The sequence below is a fragment of the Paracoccaceae bacterium genome (assembly GCA_033344815.1).
In the GTDB taxonomy this organism is placed as follows: domain Bacteria; phylum Pseudomonadota; class Alphaproteobacteria; order Rhodobacterales; family Rhodobacteraceae; genus Roseobacter.
In genome coordinates this window covers 3,118,018-3,136,981 of the sequence record JAWPMR010000001.1, presented here as the reverse complement: position 1 = coordinate 3,136,981, position 18,964 = coordinate 3,118,018, and the positions used below count along the sequence as shown (strand labels likewise).

The 18,964-nt window shown below is 55.6% G+C and carries 20 protein-coding genes; 13 read left to right on the top strand and 7 right to left on the bottom strand.

The genetic code is table 11. The features are described from left to right. Positions 1 to 36: 36 nt before the first annotated feature. From lspA to R8G34_14525, 4 genes are all read right to left on the bottom strand, one after another. On the bottom strand, positions 37 to 522 hold the full coding sequence (lspA, locus tag R8G34_14540; GenBank protein MDW3224081.1) for a signal peptidase II: 486 nt from the start codon (positions 520 to 522) through the stop codon (positions 37 to 39). A 13-nt stretch (positions 523 to 535) separates the two neighbouring features. Next, positions 536 to 2,122, bottom strand: coding sequence for a bifunctional phosphoribosylaminoimidazolecarboxamide formyltransferase/IMP cyclohydrolase (purH, locus tag R8G34_14535; protein MDW3224080.1), 1,587 nt, complete (start codon positions 2,120 to 2,122; stop codon positions 536 to 538). Between the two features lie 19 nt (positions 2,123 to 2,141). Next, positions 2,142 to 3,887, bottom strand: coding sequence for a heparinase II/III family protein (locus R8G34_14530; protein MDW3224079.1), 1,746 nt, complete (start codon positions 3,885 to 3,887; stop codon positions 2,142 to 2,144). Positions 3,888 to 4,003: 116 nt separating this feature from the next. Continuing rightward, positions 4,004 to 5,275 (bottom strand): transcription antitermination factor NusB, encoded by a 1,272-nt coding sequence (locus R8G34_14525; GenBank protein MDW3224078.1) that lies wholly within the window; start codon positions 5,273 to 5,275, stop codon positions 4,004 to 4,006. Between the two features lie 83 nt (positions 5,276 to 5,358). On the opposite strand from R8G34_14525, the gene R8G34_14520 reads away from it, so the two are divergent. Beyond that, positions 5,359 to 5,553 (top strand): DUF1674 domain-containing protein, encoded by a 195-nt coding sequence (locus R8G34_14520; protein ID MDW3224077.1) that lies wholly within the window; start codon positions 5,359 to 5,361, stop codon positions 5,551 to 5,553. A gap of 79 nt (positions 5,554 to 5,632) precedes the next feature. On the opposite strand, the gene R8G34_14515 is transcribed toward R8G34_14520, so the two are convergent. Together R8G34_14515 and dapB are read right to left on the bottom strand one after the other, a co-directional pair. Then, on the bottom strand, positions 5,633 to 5,959 hold the full coding sequence (locus R8G34_14515) for a dihydrodipicolinate reductase (GenBank protein ID MDW3224076.1): 327 nt from the start codon (positions 5,957 to 5,959) through the stop codon (positions 5,633 to 5,635). Positions 5,960 to 6,052: 93 nt separating this feature from the next. Then, entirely contained in the window at positions 6,053 to 6,892 is an 840-nt protein-coding gene (gene dapB, locus R8G34_14510) for a 4-hydroxy-tetrahydrodipicolinate reductase (protein ID MDW3224075.1), read from the bottom strand. 88 nt (positions 6,893 to 6,980) lie between these two features. Between dapB and rbfA the strand changes: the two genes are divergently transcribed. The 10 genes from rbfA to R8G34_14460 all read left to right on the top strand — a co-directional run bounded on the left by rbfA (position 6,981) and on the right by R8G34_14460 (position 16,014). Continuing rightward, positions 6,981 to 7,403 carry a 30S ribosome-binding factor RbfA gene (gene rbfA, locus R8G34_14505; GenBank protein MDW3224074.1) on the top strand — a complete coding sequence of 141 codons (423 nt, stop codon included), beginning with the start codon at positions 6,981 to 6,983 and terminating at the stop codon, positions 7,401 to 7,403. Beyond that, the gene (locus tag R8G34_14500) at positions 7,400 to 8,140 is read left to right on the top strand and encodes a phosphodiester glycosidase family protein (GenBank protein ID MDW3224073.1); all 741 of its coding nucleotides are present in this window, start codon (positions 7,400 to 7,402) and stop codon (positions 8,138 to 8,140) included. The genes rbfA and R8G34_14500 overlap by 4 nt, the downstream gene beginning before the upstream one ends. A gap of 103 nt (positions 8,141 to 8,243) precedes the next feature. Then, on the top strand, positions 8,244 to 9,155 hold the full coding sequence (gene truB, locus R8G34_14495) for a tRNA pseudouridine(55) synthase TruB (GenBank protein ID MDW3224072.1): 912 nt from the start codon (positions 8,244 to 8,246) through the stop codon (positions 9,153 to 9,155). Between the two features lie 187 nt (positions 9,156 to 9,342). Further along, a complete protein-coding gene (locus tag R8G34_14490; protein ID MDW3224071.1) occupies positions 9,343 to 9,831 on the top strand; it encodes a hypothetical protein in 489 nt (162 codons plus the stop codon). Between the two features lie 98 nt (positions 9,832 to 9,929). After that, positions 9,930 to 10,445, top strand: coding sequence for a DUF1643 domain-containing protein (locus tag R8G34_14485; protein MDW3224070.1), 516 nt, complete (start codon positions 9,930 to 9,932; stop codon positions 10,443 to 10,445). A 187-nt stretch (positions 10,446 to 10,632) separates the two neighbouring features. Further along, the gene (gene rpsO / locus R8G34_14480; GenBank protein MDW3224069.1) at positions 10,633 to 10,902 is read left to right on the top strand and encodes a 30S ribosomal protein S15; all 270 of its coding nucleotides are present in this window, start codon (positions 10,633 to 10,635) and stop codon (positions 10,900 to 10,902) included. A gap of 164 nt (positions 10,903 to 11,066) precedes the next feature. Beyond that, positions 11,067 to 11,657, top strand: a complete 591-nt coding sequence (locus tag R8G34_14475; GenBank protein MDW3224068.1) for a LysE family transporter — start codon at positions 11,067 to 11,069, stop codon at positions 11,655 to 11,657. Between the two features lie 71 nt (positions 11,658 to 11,728). Beyond that, positions 11,729 to 12,157: an ion channel gene (locus tag R8G34_14470; GenBank protein MDW3224067.1), complete on the top strand. Its 429-nt coding sequence runs from the start codon at positions 11,729 to 11,731 to the stop codon at positions 12,155 to 12,157. Between the two features lie 287 nt (positions 12,158 to 12,444). Continuing rightward, on the top strand, positions 12,445 to 14,583 hold the full coding sequence (gene pnp / locus R8G34_14465) for a polyribonucleotide nucleotidyltransferase (GenBank protein ID MDW3224066.1): 2,139 nt from the start codon (positions 12,445 to 12,447) through the stop codon (positions 14,581 to 14,583). 168 nt (positions 14,584 to 14,751) lie between these two features. Further along, complete coding sequence (locus R8G34_14460; protein ID MDW3224065.1) at positions 14,752 to 16,014, top strand: SGNH/GDSL hydrolase family protein; 1,263 nt, start codon at positions 14,752 to 14,754, stop codon at positions 16,012 to 16,014. 106 nt (positions 16,015 to 16,120) lie between these two features. Here R8G34_14460 and R8G34_14455 read toward each other — a convergent pair whose 3' ends face one another. Beyond that, positions 16,121 to 16,774 (bottom strand): peroxiredoxin, encoded by a 654-nt coding sequence (locus tag R8G34_14455; GenBank protein MDW3224064.1) that lies wholly within the window; start codon positions 16,772 to 16,774, stop codon positions 16,121 to 16,123. Positions 16,775 to 16,936: 162 nt separating this feature from the next. Here R8G34_14455 and R8G34_14450 point away from each other — a divergent pair, with 162 nt between their 5' ends. Together R8G34_14450 and R8G34_14445 are read left to right on the top strand one after the other, a co-directional pair. Then, a complete protein-coding gene (locus R8G34_14450; GenBank protein ID MDW3224063.1) occupies positions 16,937 to 18,364 on the top strand; it encodes an aldehyde dehydrogenase family protein in 1,428 nt (475 codons plus the stop codon). Between the two features lie 180 nt (positions 18,365 to 18,544). After that, positions 18,545 to 18,910 (top strand): hypothetical protein, encoded by a 366-nt coding sequence (locus R8G34_14445; GenBank protein MDW3224062.1) that lies wholly within the window; start codon positions 18,545 to 18,547, stop codon positions 18,908 to 18,910. Positions 18,911 to 18,964 lie beyond the last annotated feature (54 nt).

The window sequence follows — 18,964 nt, the reverse complement described above, 5'->3', positions numbered from 1 at the left end:
GTCCACTGTGTTAATACGCCATGCATGCGGGCAATGTCACTGGCCTTTTTTGGGCTGTTTTTTGGGGTCAGGTGCCAGAAACACAAGGGCAATAGCACCCGCAAATATGAAAACATCCGCCAGATTGAAGACAAAGGGGTTGTTGATATAGCAGCAAGACATGTTCAGAAAATCAAGCACATAGCCATAAATCAATCGATCCAGCACATTGGCCAGCGCACCACCGATCAAAACTCCGGCCCCGATCTGTGCCCAAAGCCCAAGCGCTTGACGCCGGGCCCAGATCACAATCGCGACACATATCACCACGGCAAGAGCGATCAGAATCCAACGGCTTGCGTCCGACCCGTCGCTGAAAAGCCCAAAATTGATCCCCCGGTTTTCGCCGTATCTGAAATTCAGCACAGGCGGCAGCACATCAATGGAACGAACGCGCCACAATTCCATCACATGGATCACCAGATACTTGCTGATCTGGTCTATGATGAATGCCACCAGAGCGGCGAGGCTGAGCGCGCGCATTTTGCGTCCTTTCTCAGTGTCGGAAATGACGCATGCCGGTGAAAACCATCGCCAATCCGGCATCATCTGCGGCGGCAATCAACTCCTCATCGCGCATGGATCCACCGGGTTGAATAAGAGCTGTGGCACCAGCCTCCGCTGCCGTGACCAATCCGTCCGCAAAAGGGAAAAAAGCGTCTGACGCAACAACCGACCCTTGGGTCAAAGGCGCGGGCAAACCCAGCGCCTCAGCCATATCTTGCGCCTTTCGTGCCGCTATACGCGTACTGTCCACGCGGCTCATCTGGCCCGCACCAACCCCAACCGTCGCACCGTCCTTGACATAGATGATCGCGTTGGATTTCACATGTTTAGCCACCGTCCACGCGAACAACAGATCCGCCATTTCCTGTTCAGAAGGCTGACGTTTGGTGACGACCTTCAGATCGTCCAATGACACACGCCCCACGTCTTTGTCTTGCACAAGATACCCGCCAGAAACTTGACGCAGGGCGACGCCGCCTGACAGCGCATTTGCGAGGCCCGTTGTCGTGAGAAGACGCAGGTTTTTCTTTTGGCCAAAAATACTCAAGGCCGCATCACCTGCGCCGGGCGCAATGACAACTTCAGTAAAAATTCCAGCAATCTCACGTGCTGTTGCTTCGTCCAACGGATGGTTCAATGCAATGATGCCGCCAAAAGCCGACGTACGATCACAGTCAAAAGCTCGACTGTAAGCCTCTGCCAACGTCGCTCCGCGCGCAACTCCGCAAGGATTTGCGTGTTTGATGATGGCGCAGGCGGGACCGTCTGCGGGGTCAAACTCACTTACCAATTCAAATGCCGCATCAGTGTCATTGATGTTATTGTAGCTCAGCTCTTTGCCTTGATGCTGCGTTGCCGTAGCAACGCCGGGGCGGGCTGATCCGTCGGTATAAAAAGCTGCAGATTGATGTGGATTTTCACCGTAACGCAACGTCTGAGCCAACGTGCCGCCAAAGGTGCGACGGCGCGGGGTTTCACCGACTTGCGCCGCCATCCATGTGCTGACGGCAGTGTCGTATGCTGCGGTCCGGGCATAGGCCGTCTGAGCCAGTCGCTGACGCAAAGCATATGTCGTCTGACCGTCGTTTGCCGCCAGTGCGTCCAGCACCGTCGCATAATCTTCAACATCCACCACTACTGTCACAAAACCATAGTTCTTGGCAGCAGACCGGATCATGGCAGGGCCGCCAATGTCTATGTTCTCAATGACTTCCGCATATGGCGCGCCTTTGGCGACTGTTTCCTCAAACGGATAAAGGTTCACTACCACCAGATCGATCGCACCAATGTCATGCGCCTGCATGGACGCCACGTGTTCATCATTGTCTCGCAAGGCCAAAAGACCGCCATGCACAACCGGGTGCAGCGTCTTTACCCGGCCATCCATCATTTCCGGAAACCCCGTGGCATCGGCCACATCGCGCACCTCAAGCCCGGCGGCGCGCAAGGCTTTGGCCGTTCCCCCTGTTGAGAGCAATTCAATGCCACGCATAGCGAGTGCCTGTCCCAGTTCTACCAGCCCTGTCTTGTCGGACACGGAAAGAAGTGCGCGGCGCAGCGGGGCGAGGTCGGTCATGGATAAGGGTCCTTTGAGGCTATTCAGTCAGATCAAGCGCATCCTGACTCAGGTCCCGCACGCCAATCGCAGTTTCCTGCGCCTTGGACAAGGACCAGCGGATACGCGTGGCGTATGACATAGCCTTGCCCGAAAGGACAATCTGATTTGCACCGCGCGGCTTTAATCTTCCGGTTTCAAGGTAAACTGACGGTTGCAGCGTCAGATTCTGGCCACCATCATGGCGAAACACCCAAATCTCGCCACTCTTGAGCGCCATGGAAATGGCAGCCCCGCCCAGATCCAGCGTCGCGTCCACTTCCGGATGCAGGTGAAATCGGATGTCATAGGACACGCCCTGCAACTGCGTCGCATCAAGCGCCAGATCAAAGCGCCGCTTTTCGGAGTCATCCAGCGCCAGCAACATGTCTTCGCCCGCGATCGCACGCCCGTCAAACGTCATCTCCAGGGTCCGCGCATGGGTTAAACCATGCGTGGCTACAAATCCATCGTGTCCGCCCTGAAAACGCAATCCATCACTGACGTGACCAATTTCAATTGGTACTTTCGTGGGACCCTCAATCAGTTGCTCACGCCCGGTTTCGCGATTGGCTTCTCCGAGCCGTGCGCTGGAATAACCATCCAATGACAAGGTCGAATGGGACGGGGTTGCGCGCCCGGCACGCCGCCATTCCGGCCCGAATGACCGCCCAGATCCGCAATTGACGATCAAGGGTCTGCGCCCGGACGTCAATTCCATCGCCAAGGTAGAAGCATGTGCATTATAAGACGCGCGTCCCTTTGGAGGTTTGCTGGCGTCAACGACGACGCTGGTGCGCCCCGCTGACAGACGGGCAAACCCCATGGACAAGCCATCGGGTTGTCGGGTCTTGACTTGCGCCTGCGCCAAAGCGTGATCCAGCCAACCTTCGGCCCCGCGCCCGCCGCCATGAAACCGTGCAAGCGATCCATCCGCATGGCGCAGCGTGCGCAAGGTCGGCGCGATCCTTTCGATGGCTTCCAGATGCTCCTCAGGAATGGCATGGCCCGCATCTGACAGCGCCGCCGCCGCCCATGTGAGCAACGTGAAGACCTCCAACAACTCCTCGGGGTTTCGCGTCGGTAGCCCCCCCTGATCGTCGATCTGCGTGCGACATTCCCGAGCCAGCGCCTTAACGGCTGGCATAGCGACGCTCTCCATCCCCTCCAAAGACAGACCCGCATATATCAAGCCCGTCAGCGCCTCAAAACGGGGCAAACCACTGGCCGCCCCATGCCAGCGTTTGGCTAAAAACCGGGTTTGTTGCAGCAGGCTGCGATAAAAAGCATCGCTGTCTGGTGCTTCATTGCCGCGCAGCACAAAGAGCGCGTGGTTGATCCAGCGGATCAGACGCCGCCCGGTCAAATCCGGCGTCCATCCCGGACCGCGCCCGCGTCCATATTGATCTATCCAGCTCCACAACCAGCGTTGTGCGGCATTTCTTGCTGGCACGTCCCCGACAGCCGCCAAATCGTCAAGCCACGCAAACCCTTGAATTTCCTGTTCATAATCTGCGTTAGGGGCAGGCAAGTCCCATAGGTCCGTGTCTTTGTGCTCCAAAAGATGGCCCGCGAAGATAAAGTTACCGGCTAATAGCTGTCGTCCCTTGGCAAAACTACCGATCGTTCGTGGTTCTGGCGAGGACACAAACCCGACTGCCTGCGCGCGCATCCGGCCCGCGCGCATGGCATGCCAACGATTGAGAAACTGCACCTTGCGGGTCGCAAAATTCTTGGATTGGGACATAGGAAACTCTGCCTGAGGACGCTCTGACGGCGCTTTGTGCCATGTTAGCGCGACCGAGCAGATGAGTCACCGGATTAATTGGCGACGCCTGCATGCGCTATTTGTCTCAATGAAACTTATGCGGCCTTGCGCAGGCAAGCCATGTAAAATCCGTCCATACCACCGCGCTCCGACCAAAAATCGGGCCGCAAGCGAAGGCCCCCCTCAACGGTACGCCAATTTGCATTGAGGCCGGGCAAATCGAGTGCGGCCTCATCCACCTGCATGTCGGAGTGCCGCAAAAGCGCCTCGTCCACCTGGACCTCACCCTCATCGGGCAACAATGAACAGGTGCAAAAGACCATGCGCCCGCCCGGTTTCAACAGCGACCAGGCGTGATCAATCAACTGCTCCTGCAGTTCGATCAATGCGCCAAACTCTGACCCATCCTTAGCGTACGGCAAATCAGGATGGCGACGTATCGTGCCCGTCGCCGAACATGGCGCGTCCAGTAGAATCGCGTCATATTCACCAGTCGTTTCCAACGCGTCTTCTACGATCAGCCGCGCTCTGAGACCGGTTCTGGCCAGGTTTTCTTTGACCCGCGCCATTCTGCCCGCTGAGTCGTCCACGGCCGTGACCTCCGCCCCCGCTGCCGCAAGCTGCATGGTTTTGCCACCCGGCGCGGCACAGAGATCAAGGATCTTTTCGCCCAGTCGCGGTGCGAGCACTTGAACCGGCAAGGCAGCCGCGGCGTCTTGCACCCACCAATCGCCCGTTGCGAAACCGGGCATTGCCGAGACCTGCCCTGCGTCAACAATGCGTATCGATCCCGATGGCAGCAGCGTTCCACCCGTCGCCTTGGCCACCGCATCCGCGTCCGTTTTGGCCGTTAGATCAAGCGGTGCGCCTGCGAAATGTGCAGCTTCCATGGCAACCATCGCCTCAGGCCCCCATGCTTGCACTAGCGGCACCCGCAGCCACTTTGGCAATCGTGGCACGCGCAGGGTATTCCATGTTTCTGGCCCGTCGGCTGTGACCTTGCGCAACACGGCATTTGTGAGGCCTTTGAGGTGTGCATACCGATTGTGGCGCGATATCAGTTCGACCATCGCATTCACCACACCATGAGCCGCGGCCCCCTGGCACAGTTCAATTGTTCCGACCCGCAGAGCATTCCGTACGGTGGTCGGCGGATATTTTTTCAGATGTTTCTGCAAAATGCGATCAGCGCGTTCTAATCCGCGCAAGGTGTCCTGCGCCAGACGCGCGGCACGTGCGCGATCATCTACCGGCAGTTTGTCGAGAACTCCGGCCCCGAGCAACTCAGACATTAACCGCCCCTCGTCCAGTATCTCATCAAGCAGGTAAACCGCACTTCTACGCGCTGGCACGCCGGTATCGGGCATCTGACAAGCTCCATTGTTGCTGGCGGGTTGTCTGCGCCAAAGAGTGGCGTATATCAAGGGCAGATACAGCCGGGAAACGACCTATGACTGACGACTCCGACAAATCACACGACGCGAAGGGCTTACCCCCTGCCGCTCAACGCGCTTTGGCAGAAGCAGAAGAACGACGCGCCAAAGCCAAGGCTCTTGATCTTCCAACTGAACTGGGAGGCCGAGACGGACCGGAACCTGTGCGCTACGGTGATTGGGAAAAAAAGGGCCTTGCCATCGATTTCTAGCAGTCTCGCGACTACTATTCGGTCGTTCTGGAGATTCATCGAAAGATTACGCCCGACCATTCAGGTCAAAGCCACCCGCTTACTTCATGCGAAATTCGGCTGAATCACCTGCGCCGCGGTCTGATGTGAAGCGAATGCGATTTTCGTGTGCCTGTACTTCTTGACAGTTGTATCCCAATGCGTCCCCGCCCCAAAACAACTCCCGACAAAAATATCCCTCGCGCCAGGTCCAGTTTCCTGACACTGCCCACGCCGCACCCATGCCAGAGATATCGCCCTGCGGTGAAACCTCTAGCCTCACAAACGGACGCCTCAGTTCTTTACCGGAGATCAGGGAAAGGAATTCGTTCTGGCTATCAACCTTGGCGAACTCGGCAGCTGCTGGTGTAGCACCTATCAAGGACATGGTCGCGATAATCGCAAAAGCTGGACGCATTGGCCGAAATCTCCACAGTGACATTTCTTCTATATACGCGGAAACCGCCTTATCGGTTCACTATCAGTACACATTTTGGTTAATCGCTGGTTCAGACAGGCCGAGCACGTCGAGCATATCATAGTGCCCCGGCCTTTTTCCCGCTGTCCACAAAGCAGCTTTTAGTGCGCCACGCGCAAAGACGGATCGATCCGATGCTACATGGCGCAGGGTGATACGTTCGCCATTGGCTGCAAATAACACATCGTGTTCTCCGATAATATCTCCGCCTCGTATCGCTGCAAACCCAATGTGCCCGCGAGCGCGGGCACCTGTTATACCGTCCCGTCCGCGATCAGATACATCGTCCAGCGCAACCCCCCGGCCTTCTGCGGCAGCTTCTCCCAGCATCAGAGCGGTGCCTGAGGGGGCATCTACCTTTTGGTTATGATGCGCCTCGATGACTTCGATGTCATAATCCTCATCCAGCGCCGCTGCGACTTTCTTGGTCAATTGAACCAGCAGATTGACGCCAAGGCTCATGTTGCCCGCGCGCACGATCAAAGCGCCTTCAGCCGGATCCGGCAGTTGGCCGATTTCATCACCGGTCATCCCCGTTGTGCCAATCACATGCGCAACATCGGATTGAGCTGCCGCGCGCGCAAAAGCGATGGTCGCCGCAGGTGCTGTGAAGTCAATGACGACATCCGCGCCTTGCAATGCACTGGTAATATCATCTGACACGATAATGCCGGTTTGGGCTGTGCCACTGGCGCTACCCAGATCCTGCCCCAGCCAAGCATGGCCCGCCCGTTCAACAGCACCCACGAGGTGAGCCCGATCCGAGGCCGCGATGGTCTCGACGAGCATTTGACCCATGCGACCGGAAACACCGGTCACCACAATTCCCATCGACTTGTCCATGGCGTTCTCCATTCCGCGCTGCGTCGCGCCCTGCTTATCGCGACAGCAGTTGCTTGGCAAAGCCCAGATGACCGCTTAAATGGGATCCATGGGAAAGAACAAATTTCACGAGGGCGCTGGCCCGTCACAACGACAACTCCGGGTTGGGGAACTCATTCGCCGTGCACTCTCAGAGGTTTTGGCGCGCGGGGATGTTCATGATCCGGATCTCAACCGTCTGTCCATCACCGTTGGCGAAGTGCGCACGTCACCCGATTTACGAATTGCAACCGCCTATGTGCTGCCGCTCGGCGGTCAGGGGCGCGACGAGGTGATTGCGCTTTTGGCTCGTAACAAGGGCGAGTTGCGCCGCATGGTGTCCAAGAAACTGGCGCTAAAATTCGCGCCGGATCTGCGTTTTCAATTGGATGAAACCTTTGATCGCATGGATGAAACCCGTGAAATGCTCAGCCGGGATGAAGTCCGCCGGGACACGGCATCTGATACGCCTGAGGAACAGGGTTCGGAATGATGCGAGCGATCCCTCTGGCCGCACTGCTTATGGGTATGGCGCAGAGTGCGTCCGCCGTGGATTGTGTGACGCTGGAGTATACGGACACACCTTATACCGTGTGCGAAGTGGATGCGTCCCAAGAAGATTTACAGCTGTTCTTGTATGACGATGACGACACTCTGCTCGGACAGTTCTTTACGATCGATCGCAATCTGGCGGCAGAAGGCAAGCAACTCAGCTTCGCAATGAACGCGGGTATGTACCATGAGGACCGCGCGCCCGTCGGGCATTACCTGGAAGATGGCGAAGAAATCATGCGCGTCATCGAGACTGCAGGCCCGGGGAATTTCGGATTGCTGCCCAACGGCGTGTTTTGCATCCGCTCGAACCGCGCCGACGTCTTTGAGACATCCGACTTTGTACGCGAGGCTCCGCCATGCAACGACGCGACCCAATCAGGCCCGATGCTCGTCATCGATGGCGCGTTGCACCCCCGGTTTTTGGAAGATGGGACATCTAAGTATATTCGCAATGGTGTGGGCACATCGGATAATGGGCTGCGTGTATTTTTTGCCATCTCCGATGAGCCTGTGAATTTTTACGACTTCGGGCTCCTGTTCCGCGATGTTCTAAAAACGCCGAACGCCCTCTACTTTGATGGCAATATCTCTCGTCTTTACGCACCTGATCTGAACCGGAATGATTTCGGTTTCCGGCTTGGTCCAATCGTTGGCGTCGTTGCGCCGGCTGATTGAGCCCGGGATATGCGCCGTCGCCTGAAACGGTTTCCGTAAAAAAGACTGGCGGTGCTGAGGTGGACTCGATATGGCACCCGTCGCACCGAAACACGAGGACATCATGGGACGCAGACGCAACGGCAGAGAGATTTCAGGCTGGATGATTGTCGACAAACCTGCCGGACTGACCTCCACAGCAGTGGTTAACAAAGTCCGTTGGGCGCTTGATGCCAAAAAAGCTGGCCATGCGGGCACCCTTGATCCTGACGCAACCGGTGTATTGGCTGTGGCCTTGGGCGAGGCGACCAAAACAGTTCCCTATGTGACGGACGCCCTGAAAGCATATGAATTCACCGTTCGTCTGGGGCAGGCAACGAATACGGACGATGCCGAAGGTCAGATCCTTGCGACCAGCGATTTGCGCCCTGGTGATGATGAGATCAAAGAAGCCCTAAGCGCCTTCATCGGTGACATTGAACAGGTCCCGCCGCAGTTTTCCGCCGTGAAGATCGACGGGGAACGCGCTTACAAACGCGCTCGAGATGGCGAAACCATGGATATTGCCGCACGCCCGCTGTTTGTCGACAGCCTGCTGCTGATCGACCGCCCTGATGTTGATCACGTCACGCTGGAAATGGTCTGTGGCAAGGGTGGCTATGTGCGCTCCATCGCGCGTGATCTAGGTACCGCGTTGGGCTGTTATGGCCATGTGCGCGAATTGCGTCGCATCTGGTCCGGTCCGTTTGAGGCCGATCATGGCCTGATGCTGGCACAAATCGAGGAGATGGCACGCAGCGAAGAACTCGACACCCACCTGCGCCCGGTTGAGGAAGCTTTCATCGCTTTGCCAGAAGTTAAAGCGACCCAAGAGGGGGCAACACGCCTGCGCAACGGCAATCCTGGCATGGTGATCGCGCAGGGTATTGAGTACGGCGATGAGTGTTGGGCGTCCTATGACGGGCAGGTGATCGCCATTGGTCGCTACAAATCAGGTGAATTGCATCCGACCCGGGTTCTGAACATTAAGAACTGATCGGTTCCAAATATTTCAATCTGTCGCAATCCTCTCGTCGATGTCAGCGATACCAGCGATTTGTTACAGAAATTGTTACGAAAATCCGCATTTCGGTAAGCCTTGTGTGAGGCACCTGCACAACGGGCAATTGGGCTGCCATATCGATGTCAGACGCACAAACCTGATCCAACATGGAGACACTGACATGCAACGTACAATATTCACGATACTGACCGCCGGCGCCTTTGCCACCATCGCGTTTGATGCTTTCGGACAAGCACTCAGCCCCCTCTTTGGCTATGCTAAACTGGCCCCGGTCGGGCTTGCAGGCGCCACATTGAAGTCAGTCTTTGGCGCTGCGCCGTCCGGTGCCGCGCACTTGCTGCACACGCTGACTGGTCTGATATTTTACGTCATCGGGTATTATGCCATTGCCCGCCCAATCCAGCGTGCAGTGCTGCCAAAGCTGCATTGGAGCATCACCGCCACAGTTTACGGCATCGCCCTTTGGGTCTTCGCACTTTACGGCATGGCGCATCTGGTCGCTGGCATGAAACCATTCCTGGGCTTCACCGGCATCACCTGGGTCGCACTCTGGGGGCACATCGTTTACGCATTGGTCGCGGCGGCGGTTCTGGAATTGCGCGGCGAAACTTTCGAATTGCCACGTAAACGGATGTTAGCAGTCGGCTAAGAACACCCCTGAAAACGTCAAAGGGCCGCTGCGCAACCAGCGGCCTTTTTTCCGTCTGATTGCTTGTTCATACTCCGACGCACTGGCATGAGGCTGGCATGCTGATCCGTACTCATCAATCCGATACTACCTGGTCTGAGGCGGCCTACTCAAACTGTGAAAACTATCGCTACAGCCTGACGCGCATATGGGACGAAGCGGCCAAGCGTGTAAATTTCGTGATGCTGAACCCATCCAAAGCGGATGAAATCAAAAACGATCCAACCGTTGCGCGGTGCGAAGCCCGTGCACGACATTTAGGGTTTGGCGCCTTTCAGGTGACCAATATTTTCGCCTGGCGCGATACCGACCCGCATCAAATGCGCCGTGCTCCGGCGCCGGTGGGCCCGAACAACGACGATTTCTTGGTGCAGGCCGGTCTTTGGGCGGATCAGGTGATCGTCGCTTGGGGCGTGCACGGCGCCCATCTGACCCGAGGCAAGCAGGTCGAAACACTGTTGCGCGGTGCAAGAATCCCTTTACACCACTTGGGCCTTTCCAAAGAAGGACATCCGCGCCACCCGCTATACTTGCCCTATGCCAAAATGCCTGAGCCGTGGACCGCTGAGACATAACAGGCTTTCTTTAATCGCACCCTGCCTAGGGAGATGCGATTCAGTGTTTGCTATTTTTGCATGGGCTGCTTATACGCCCGCATCATCGTTGAGATTCTTATGTGCCTTGACGATCCCTCCATGGGCCTGAGCTGGACGACATCCCGGCCTGCGCCATTCCTGAAACTCTTTTGAAAAGGAGACCCCGATGTCGATTACTGCTGAAGAAAAAGCACGCGTCATGAAAGATTTCGCAACCAAAGAAGGTGACACAGGTTCGCCCGAAGTTCAGGTTGCTATCCTTTCCTCGCGCATCGCAACGCTCACAGAGCACTTCAAAACACATAAAAAAGACAACCATGGTCGCCGTGGCTTGCTGAAAATGGTGGCGACACGTCGTAAGCTTTTGGATTACACCAAAGCCAAAGACGAAGCGCGCTATCAGGACCTGATCAAACGTTTGGGTCTGCGCCGCTAAGTCAAACGCGCCCGGAGAGGCCATCGACGACTGCGATGGCATGCCGATCCCAACATTTGACTTTTTGTCATGTGACATTGTAAAAACCGCGCCTTTCCAAGTGCGGTTTTTCTCCTTTTTGACGGGGCTTTACGCTCCTGGATAGCCCGATATATGATCGCAAAATGCTAACCTTCGCCGCTGCTGTTTTCTTCCTGATCATCACACCTGGCCCAGGCGTTTTGTCCACGGCTGGTGTAGGTGCTGCGTTTGGCAAACAGGCGGGCCTCAGATATGTGACCGGGCTGTTCATCGGCTCCAATATAGTGCTCTTCGCAGTGGTAAGCGGCCTCACTGCGGCGCTTCTGGCGGATGAGCGCCTGAGATTGGTCCTCTTTATCGCCTCGATTGGCTATTTAAGCTATCTGGCGCTTCGCATCGCTTTTGCAGGCAGTAAAATCGCCTTTATTGAGCGCGCGGCACCCCCCGGCCTGTTGGGCGGTATCACCCTCCAGTTTATCAATCCCAAAGCCTATGCGGTGAATACAGCGCTTTTTTCCGGCTTTGGCTTCATGCCTGAAAACCTGATGCTGGAAATCACCATCAAACTTGTGATCGCAAATGCCATTTGGATACCAATACACTTGGCCTGGCTCGCGCTCGGAATTACCTTGCAACGCATGAACTTGCCGCATCGAACACAACGTGCTGTGAACATCGCAATGGCGCTTTCCATGATGTCCGTTGTCGCGCTTGCGGCTTTTTCGCAGGTTTGAATCGGTTGCACTTGGCCAAGCACAAAGCCTAAACGTTAGTTTATTCCTACAACCGGCCGGACAACACCAAAATGAGCGTTCTTTTCCAGATATTTCTTGGCAGTTTCATTCTGATTCTCTGCGCTTTTATTCATATATTTGTCATTTCGCGGATTATCCTGAAGTTACATATGTCCAGCCATTTTTCTTCAGAGCGGTCGGCAAAACACCAGATTTTTGCTGTCGCTGCCTTATTCATTGTGTTGCTGGGCTCCCATACAATTCAAATCTACCTCTGGGCCATCATGCTCTGGCTCCTGGGCGCCTTACCGGGCTATGAAGAACCCATCTATTTTACACTGGTGACGTACACCGCCCTTGGATACGGCGATGTTGTACTGATGCCGGCTTTTCGCATTTTTGGAGCCATGATTTCAGTAACCGGTCTGGTCATGTTCGGGATGACAACCGCGTTCCTGGTCGGGGTTTTTTCGCGCATTTTGCAGGAAAAAAACCTCTAGCGGGGTTCTACAATTATGTACCGCACGCGATTTTGCGGCTTGTCGATGCACCCTGACAATACCCTGGTCAGGAACAATCCATCTTGTTTTCTGATCATGCCCGACAAGACCGCATTTGACACCATGAACAGCCTTTAAAGCCTCTCTTTTCAATACGCCAATTCTCGTGTAACACCGCGCAATCTGAAAGCCGGCGCCCGGACCTCAGCGCCGCCAAAATAAGATACCGAGGTCAGGGGGAATTCGCCCCCTATGCAATGGCCCAAGGGCCAACACAGGAAACGTAGATGTTTAACGAAACGAAAAAATCCATACAGTGGGGCGAAGAGACGCTGACACTGGAAACAGGAAAAGTGGCCCGTCAGGCGGATGGTTCGGTGATTGCAACGTTGGGCGAAACCAGCGTTATGGCAAACGTCACCTTTGCCAAGAAACAAAAACCCGGTCAGGATTTCTTTCCGCTGACCGTGCATTATCAAGAAAAATACTACGCGGCGGGCAAGGTCCCCGGTGGTTTCTTCAAGCGCGAAGCGCGCCCGACTGAAAAAGAAACGCTGACAGCACGTCTGATTGACCGCCCCTTGCGTCCGTTGTTTGTCCCCGGCTTCAAAAACGAAGTTTTGGTGATGTGTACCGTTCTTTCCCACGACCTAGTCAACGATCCCGACATGGTCGCGATGATCGCGGCCTCTGCTGCGCTGACCATTTCCGGCGCGCCATTCCGTGGCCCGATCGCTGGTGCCCGCGTTGGTTTTGAGGATGGTGAATACATCCTGAACCCAACCGTGGATGACATGCAAGATCTGCGCCTGAACCCGGATCAACGTCTTGATCTGGTTGTCGCCGGCACAAAAGAAGCCGTCATGATGGTCGAATCCGAAGCCTACGAACTGTCCGAGGCAGAGATGCTCGGCGCGGTGAAGTTTGCCCATGAGCAGATCCAACCCGTCATCGACCTGATCATTGATCTGGCCGAAGATGCAGCCAAAGAGCCGTTTGATTTCCAGCCTGCTGATTACTCTGACCTGTCCAAAGCAGTCGCAGCGGCTGGTGAGAAAGAAATGCGCGCCGCTTTTGCGATTTCGGACAAACAGGAACGCACCACGGCCGTTTCCGCCGCGCGTGACACCATTATGGCTGCTCTCAGCGATGAGCAGAAAGAAGATCCAAATCTCGGTTCCGCAATGAAGGGTCTTGAAGGCTCCATTCTGCGCGGCGACGTTGTGAAAACAGGCAAGCGGATTGACGGTCGTCAAACCGATGAAATCCGTGACATCGTTTCGCAAACGGGTCTTTTGCCCCGGACGCACGGTTCGGCCTTGTTCACACGCGGTGAGACTCAAGGTCTGGTTGTGACCACATTGGGAACCGGCGATGATGAGCAATTCATCGACGCGCTGCATGGTAACTTCAAATCGAATTTCCTGCTGCACTATAACTTCCCACCCTATTCGGTTGGTGAAGCGGGTCGCGTGGGCCCTCCCGGGCGTCGTGAAATCGGTCACGGTAAACTGGCATGGCGCGCGTTGCAGGCGGTTCTGCCAGCGGCAACCGACTTCCCCTACACGGTACGTGTGGTCTCCGAGATCACTGAATCCAACGGCTCAAGCTCGATGGCGTCGGTCTGTGGCGGTTCCTTGTCCATGATGGACGCAGGTGTGCCTTTGAAAGCGCCGGTTGCCGGTGTTGCGATGGGTCTGATCCTTGAAGAAGACGGCTCCTATGCGATCCTGTCCGACATCCTGGGTGACGAAGACCACCTCGGGGATATGGATTTCAAAGTGGCCGGGACAGAAGCCGGGATCACTTCCTTGCAGATGGACATCAAGATCGCAGGCATCACGCCAGAGATCATGGAGAAAGCGCTCGATCAGGCCAAAGCAGGCCGTATCCACATTCTGGGCGAGATGGCCAAAGCCATCACTGGCGCTCAGGAATTCTCCGTTCACGCTCCACGCATCGAAACAATGCAGATCCCAACGGATAAAATCCGCGAAGTGATCGGTTCGGGTGGTAAAGTCATCCGCGAGATCGTGGAAGTGTCGGGCGCGAAGGTCGACATCAACGACGAAGGCACCATCAAGATTGCATCCCCGAATGGCGATTCGATCAAGAAAGCTTACGACATGATCCACTCCATCGTGGCCGAGCCAGAAGAAGGCATGGTCTACACTGGTACCGTCGTGAAAATCGTCGACTTTGGTGCTTTCGTGAACTTCTTTGGGAAACGCGACGGCCTTGTGCATGTATCGCAGATCGAAAACCGCCGCCTGAACCATCCATCAGATGTTCTGAAAGAAGGTCAGGAAGTGAAAGTGAAACTTCTCGGCTTTGACGACCGTGGTAAAGTCCGCCTGTCGATGAAAGTTGTCGATCAGGAAACGGGCGAAGAAGTCAAAAAAGAAGAAGCGCCCGCAGGCGAATAATCTGCTGCGCTATCTGCCAAATATGGGCCTCGGTTGAAAAATCGGGGCCCTTTTTGTGTGTTTAGCACCCTCGACGTGACGTCAAACTACGGCTCCCTTACGTCAACCCGTGCAAGAGTGTCGTGTTGCGCCTATCGTTAACCGATTCTTTGAGGGAGGAATAATCACATGATCAGACCCGCAGTCGTGGCCATAAGCATCAGCATGGCGTCATTTGCATCCGCCGGGCCGGTGGCAAGCCCATACACAAGTTATTTTGCCTTTGGCGACAGCCTGAGCCAGGACGACAAGCTGCCACAACTGGCGCCCCCCAGCCTTGACGGTCGTTTCTCTTCGGGACGCGTGTGGACGGAATACCTCGCAGATGTCTTCACCGCAGCAGGCAAACAGACAGCCAATTATGCACTTGGCGGCGCAACTGCGGGCAGCACCAACACCACGAATTACGAAGGGTTTTTCCCGGCACCTCGTACGCCCGTGCAAGACGCACAGCTCGCACAGTTGCAGGCTCTTTCGACATTTGATGGGCAGGTGCAGATCGCTTCGGCCACAGTTCCCGATCCGGGTACCAATCCGCTCGTGTCCGTCCTGTTTGGCGCGAATGATATTTTCCAGCAATTGCCCGGCGTTTTTGCAGATGCGGTCAGCACAACAAATGTGGGCGACATCCCCGCACGTTTGACAACCGGCATCAACACTCTGGCCAACAACACAGTGGCCAGCATTGTCGGCGGCATTACCCAATTGAACACGAACAACAGTGCATATGACGATTTTCTGGTTGTGAATCTGCCCGATATCAGCTCGACGCCCGCCTTTGGCCCCTGGGGTATCGGGGTTGCGACACAACAATTGGCCGCATTGCAGGGATCCATACCGCCCGGTGCAACGCCCTCGCCCGAACTTGCTGCGCAAATCGCAGCGGCAGAAGCACAATTGGCTTTTTTGACTTTCGCACCTTCCGCTCTTAATCCTGCTCTTCCCGACACACTTGCGGGTGCCGCATCACTCGCGTTCAACGCAGCACTTGAGATGGCGATTGCGGATCTGGATGACAGCCTTCACGTCAGCATCTTCAAACAGGACGAGTTCCTCGAGGACTTCGCCGCGACTTCCTTGCTCAACGGGAAGAACATTTTTGAACCGTGCACACCTTCTTTCACCACGGACACTGGCATCAGTTGCGTGTACGAAACCGATCCTGACGGCAACATCATCGGGTTGAACCCTAAAAACGCCGAAAACTTCTTTTTTGGCGACAGCGTTCATCCAGCTGGATTTGTGCAGGAAGAATTTGGTCGGCGTGTCATCGCATCGCTCGATGCACAATTGCCTGCACCGGTGCCTTTGCCCGCAGGCTTGCCGCTCATCCTGTTAGGTCTTGGCGGCTTTGCCGTCGTGGCAAAGCGCAAGGCGGCACGCCAAGCTTAGCACAAAGAAAAATTGCTTTTCCACACGAACGTAACGCGTGGAAAAGCATGCGCTTTAAGCAGACATGGCCGTCTGAACTACCCAACTTACAGGTGATGAAACAAACCTATTCAGGTGCTTTCGTTGTGCGCAGATAGGGCAGTATCTTTTTGAAATCACCAAACTTTGCCTTGGCGTCTTCGTCAGAAACCGTCGCAGGAATGATCACATCATCACCCACATTCCAGTTGGCTGGCGTTGCAACACCCTTGCCCGTGGACATCTGCAAACCGTCCAGCGCACGCAGAACTTCTGCAAAATTACGCCCCACCGTCATCGGATAGGTCATCGACAATTTCAGTTGCTTGTCCGGCCCAATGATAAAGACCGAACGCACCGTCGCGCTGTCCGCGGGCGTGCGGCCATCGGGCAAATAGGCTTCAGCGGGTAACATGTCGAAAGCTTTGGAAACCTCCAGCGCGTCATCAGCAATGATGGGGAAACCGGCCTTGGCGCCACCGAAGGTTTCAATGTCACCTTTCCATTTCTTATGATCTTCCACGCCATCAACCGAAACGCCAATCACCTTTGTGCCCCGCTTGGCCCATTCATCAGCTAATTGCGCAACCGCACCGAACTCCGTGGTGCAGACGGGCGTAAAATCCTTTGGATGGGAAAACAAAATCGCCCAGCTGTCGCCGATCCAATCGTGAAGTTCTATGGTTCCCTGATCCGTTTCGACCTTTAAATTCGGAACAGTGTCGTTGATGCGCAAGCCCATGGTGTCCTCCGGTGCAATGCTAAGCGTAACTCGTTTAGCTTACTTAATGTGTTCTGTTGCATCTTACATCCCCTCTCTTGCGGAGGGTCCCGCGCAGTGACAGAGTGCCGAAAATTACAGGTGTCATTCGAAGCAATGCACCCCCAAAACAGGAGAGACACCATGTTGGAAAAACGTGATTTCTACATCAACGGTCAGTGGGTTGCCCCCGCAATGCCGAACGATTTTGCAGTGATCGATCCGTCCACCGAAGAGCAATGCGCAGTCATCTCACTTGGCGGCCAAGCCGATACTGATGCGGCCGTTGCCGCTGCGCGTGCCGCGTTTGAGGGATGGTCCCAAACCAGCAAGGAAGAGCGCACTGCATTGCTGCGCCGGTTGCTCGAAATTTACAACGCGCGTTCCGAAGAAATGGCGCAGGCGATGTCGATGGAAATGGGCGCGCCTATGGCATTGAGCCGCGCACAGCAGGTTGGCGCGGGTAGTTGGCACCTGGAAGGCTTCCTGAATGCCTTTGAGCATTTCAGCTTTGAGCGTGATTTCACGTCGACCGAAAAAACCCTTTTGGAACCCATCGGCGTCTGCGCATTGATCACACCTTGGAACTGGCCAATGAACCAGATTGTCCTGAAGGCTGTTCCTGCATTGGCCACAGGCTGCACAATGGTGTTGAAGCCATCGGAAATTGCGCCTTTGTCTGGGCTGCTCTTTGCGGAATTCGTGCATGAGGCGGGCTTCCCGGCGGGCGTGTTCAACATGGTCAACGGGGACGGCGTCGGCGTCGGCAGCCAGCTTTCCGCCCATCCTGAAGTGGACATGGTCAGCTTTACCGGCTCGACCCGCGCTGGCATCGCCATCTCCAAAGCCGCCGCTGATACGTTGAAACGCGTCAGCCTCGAGTTGGGCGGCAAAGGGGCGAACATCATTTTTGAGGACGCGCACCCCAAAGCAGCCAAATCCGGTGCCGTCCGTTGTTTCCGCAATACCGGGCAATCCTGTAACGCGCCGACCCGCATGTTGGTGCATAAATCGCGCTATGACGAAGCGGTTGAAATGGCGGCTGATGTTGCGATCAACACGCATGTGGGCCCTGCATCTGAAGAAGGAAAACACATCGGACCGGTTGTGTCCGAAGCGCAATTCAACAAGATCCAGAAGCTGATCGAAACAGGCATGGGCGAGGCGCGGCTGGTTGCTGGCGGTCTGGGACGCCCTGATGGGTTGAACCGCGGATATTTCGTCAAGCCAACGGTGTTCGCTGACGTGACAAACCAAATGACCATTGCGCGCGAAGAGATCTTTGGGCCGGTCCTGTCAATCATTCCGTTTGAAAGTGATGAAGAGGCGATCGCCATTGCCAATGACACCCCTTACGGCCTGACCAACTACATCCAGACCGAAGACGACGAGAAACGCCGCTCCGTGGCGCGTCGCTTGCGGTCAGGGATGGTTGAAACCAATGGCCAAGGGTTTGCACAAGGCTCGCCTTTTGGGGGCTATAAGCAATCGGGGAATGGGCGCGAAGGCGGTACCTTTGGGCTCGAAGAATTTCTGGAAGTCAAAGCTGTTTCCGGATGGGCGGCTGAATAACGTTGACCAACTACTAGAGGCGGAGGTCAGATACGACATGGGTTTCCGCCTTTTGACCAACCATCAAACGATCACCGTGGGATTTCGCATAAGCAAAAATTCGCCATCGCCGCAGCATAGTTCTCAGGACGCGACACACAGAAACTGGTTTTGCGTCAAGAAATCCCGTAAAGGTTGAAAATGCCTGTCGTATTTGCCTCAGTTTCGCGCTTTTTGGTGAGCCTCTCGCTACTCTTTGCGATGGCGACAATTGGCTTTGCCCATATAGGTTTCAGCAAGATACCAACGCCTGAAATGGCGGCCTATTTGGCCGCAGGAGGCTCTCTCACCGACATCTGTGGTGGCGCAGAGGACCAAGATGGCACGTCGCGTCAAACCTGCGAAGCCTGTTTGCTCCTTAGCGCAGCACTGATGCCCCACAACCCCCTTGGCAGACCGCTCGATCTGTCCGAAAAAACCCGCATTCTTTCCTTTGTCGCCAAGCTTCTGCTTCAAAGCCAAGGGCTTGATTCCGCACGCCTCTCGCGCGCGCCTCCAGCAGCCTGAATTCAAACAATTTGAATTTTTACCAATGCCCGGCTGTGTCGCCGGTCAATAAGG

What these genes read in the sequence shown, in the direction of transcription:
- lspA (MDW3224081.1), bottom strand. Translation starts at nt 522, where the DNA reads ATGCGCGCGCTCAGCCTCGCCGCTCTGGTGGCATTCATCATAGACCAG.
- purH (MDW3224080.1), bottom strand. Translation starts at nt 2,122, where the DNA reads ATGACCGACCTCGCCCCGCTGCGCCGCGCACTTCTTTCCGTGTCCGAC.
- R8G34_14530 (MDW3224079.1), bottom strand. Translation starts at nt 3,887, where the DNA reads ATGTCCCAATCCAAGAATTTTGCGACCCGCAAGGTGCAGTTTCTCAAT.
- R8G34_14525 (MDW3224078.1), bottom strand. Translation starts at nt 5,275, where the DNA reads ATGCCCGATACCGGCGTGCCAGCGCGTAGAAGTGCGGTTTACCTGCTT.
- R8G34_14520 (MDW3224077.1), top strand. Translation starts at nt 5,359, where the DNA reads ATGACTGACGACTCCGACAAATCACACGACGCGAAGGGCTTACCCCCT.
- R8G34_14515 (MDW3224076.1), bottom strand. Translation starts at nt 5,959, where the DNA reads ATGTCCTTGATAGGTGCTACACCAGCAGCTGCCGAGTTCGCCAAGGTT.
- dapB (MDW3224075.1), bottom strand. Translation starts at nt 6,892, where the DNA reads ATGGACAAGTCGATGGGAATTGTGGTGACCGGTGTTTCCGGTCGCATG.
- rbfA (MDW3224074.1), top strand. Translation starts at nt 6,981, where the DNA reads ATGGGAAAGAACAAATTTCACGAGGGCGCTGGCCCGTCACAACGACAA.
- R8G34_14500 (MDW3224073.1), top strand. Translation starts at nt 7,400, where the DNA reads ATGATGCGAGCGATCCCTCTGGCCGCACTGCTTATGGGTATGGCGCAG.
- truB (MDW3224072.1), top strand. Translation starts at nt 8,244, where the DNA reads ATGGGACGCAGACGCAACGGCAGAGAGATTTCAGGCTGGATGATTGTC.
- R8G34_14490 (MDW3224071.1), top strand. Translation starts at nt 9,343, where the DNA reads ATGCAACGTACAATATTCACGATACTGACCGCCGGCGCCTTTGCCACC.
- R8G34_14485 (MDW3224070.1), top strand. Translation starts at nt 9,930, where the DNA reads ATGCTGATCCGTACTCATCAATCCGATACTACCTGGTCTGAGGCGGCC.
- rpsO (MDW3224069.1), top strand. Translation starts at nt 10,633, where the DNA reads ATGTCGATTACTGCTGAAGAAAAAGCACGCGTCATGAAAGATTTCGCA.
- R8G34_14475 (MDW3224068.1), top strand. Translation starts at nt 11,067, where the DNA reads ATGCTAACCTTCGCCGCTGCTGTTTTCTTCCTGATCATCACACCTGGC.
- R8G34_14470 (MDW3224067.1), top strand. Translation starts at nt 11,729, where the DNA reads ATGAGCGTTCTTTTCCAGATATTTCTTGGCAGTTTCATTCTGATTCTC.
- pnp (MDW3224066.1), top strand. Translation starts at nt 12,445, where the DNA reads ATGTTTAACGAAACGAAAAAATCCATACAGTGGGGCGAAGAGACGCTG.
- R8G34_14460 (MDW3224065.1), top strand. Translation starts at nt 14,752, where the DNA reads ATGATCAGACCCGCAGTCGTGGCCATAAGCATCAGCATGGCGTCATTT.
- R8G34_14455 (MDW3224064.1), bottom strand. Translation starts at nt 16,774, where the DNA reads ATGGGCTTGCGCATCAACGACACTGTTCCGAATTTAAAGGTCGAAACG.
- R8G34_14450 (MDW3224063.1), top strand. Translation starts at nt 16,937, where the DNA reads ATGTTGGAAAAACGTGATTTCTACATCAACGGTCAGTGGGTTGCCCCC.
- R8G34_14445 (MDW3224062.1), top strand. Translation starts at nt 18,545, where the DNA reads ATGCCTGTCGTATTTGCCTCAGTTTCGCGCTTTTTGGTGAGCCTCTCG.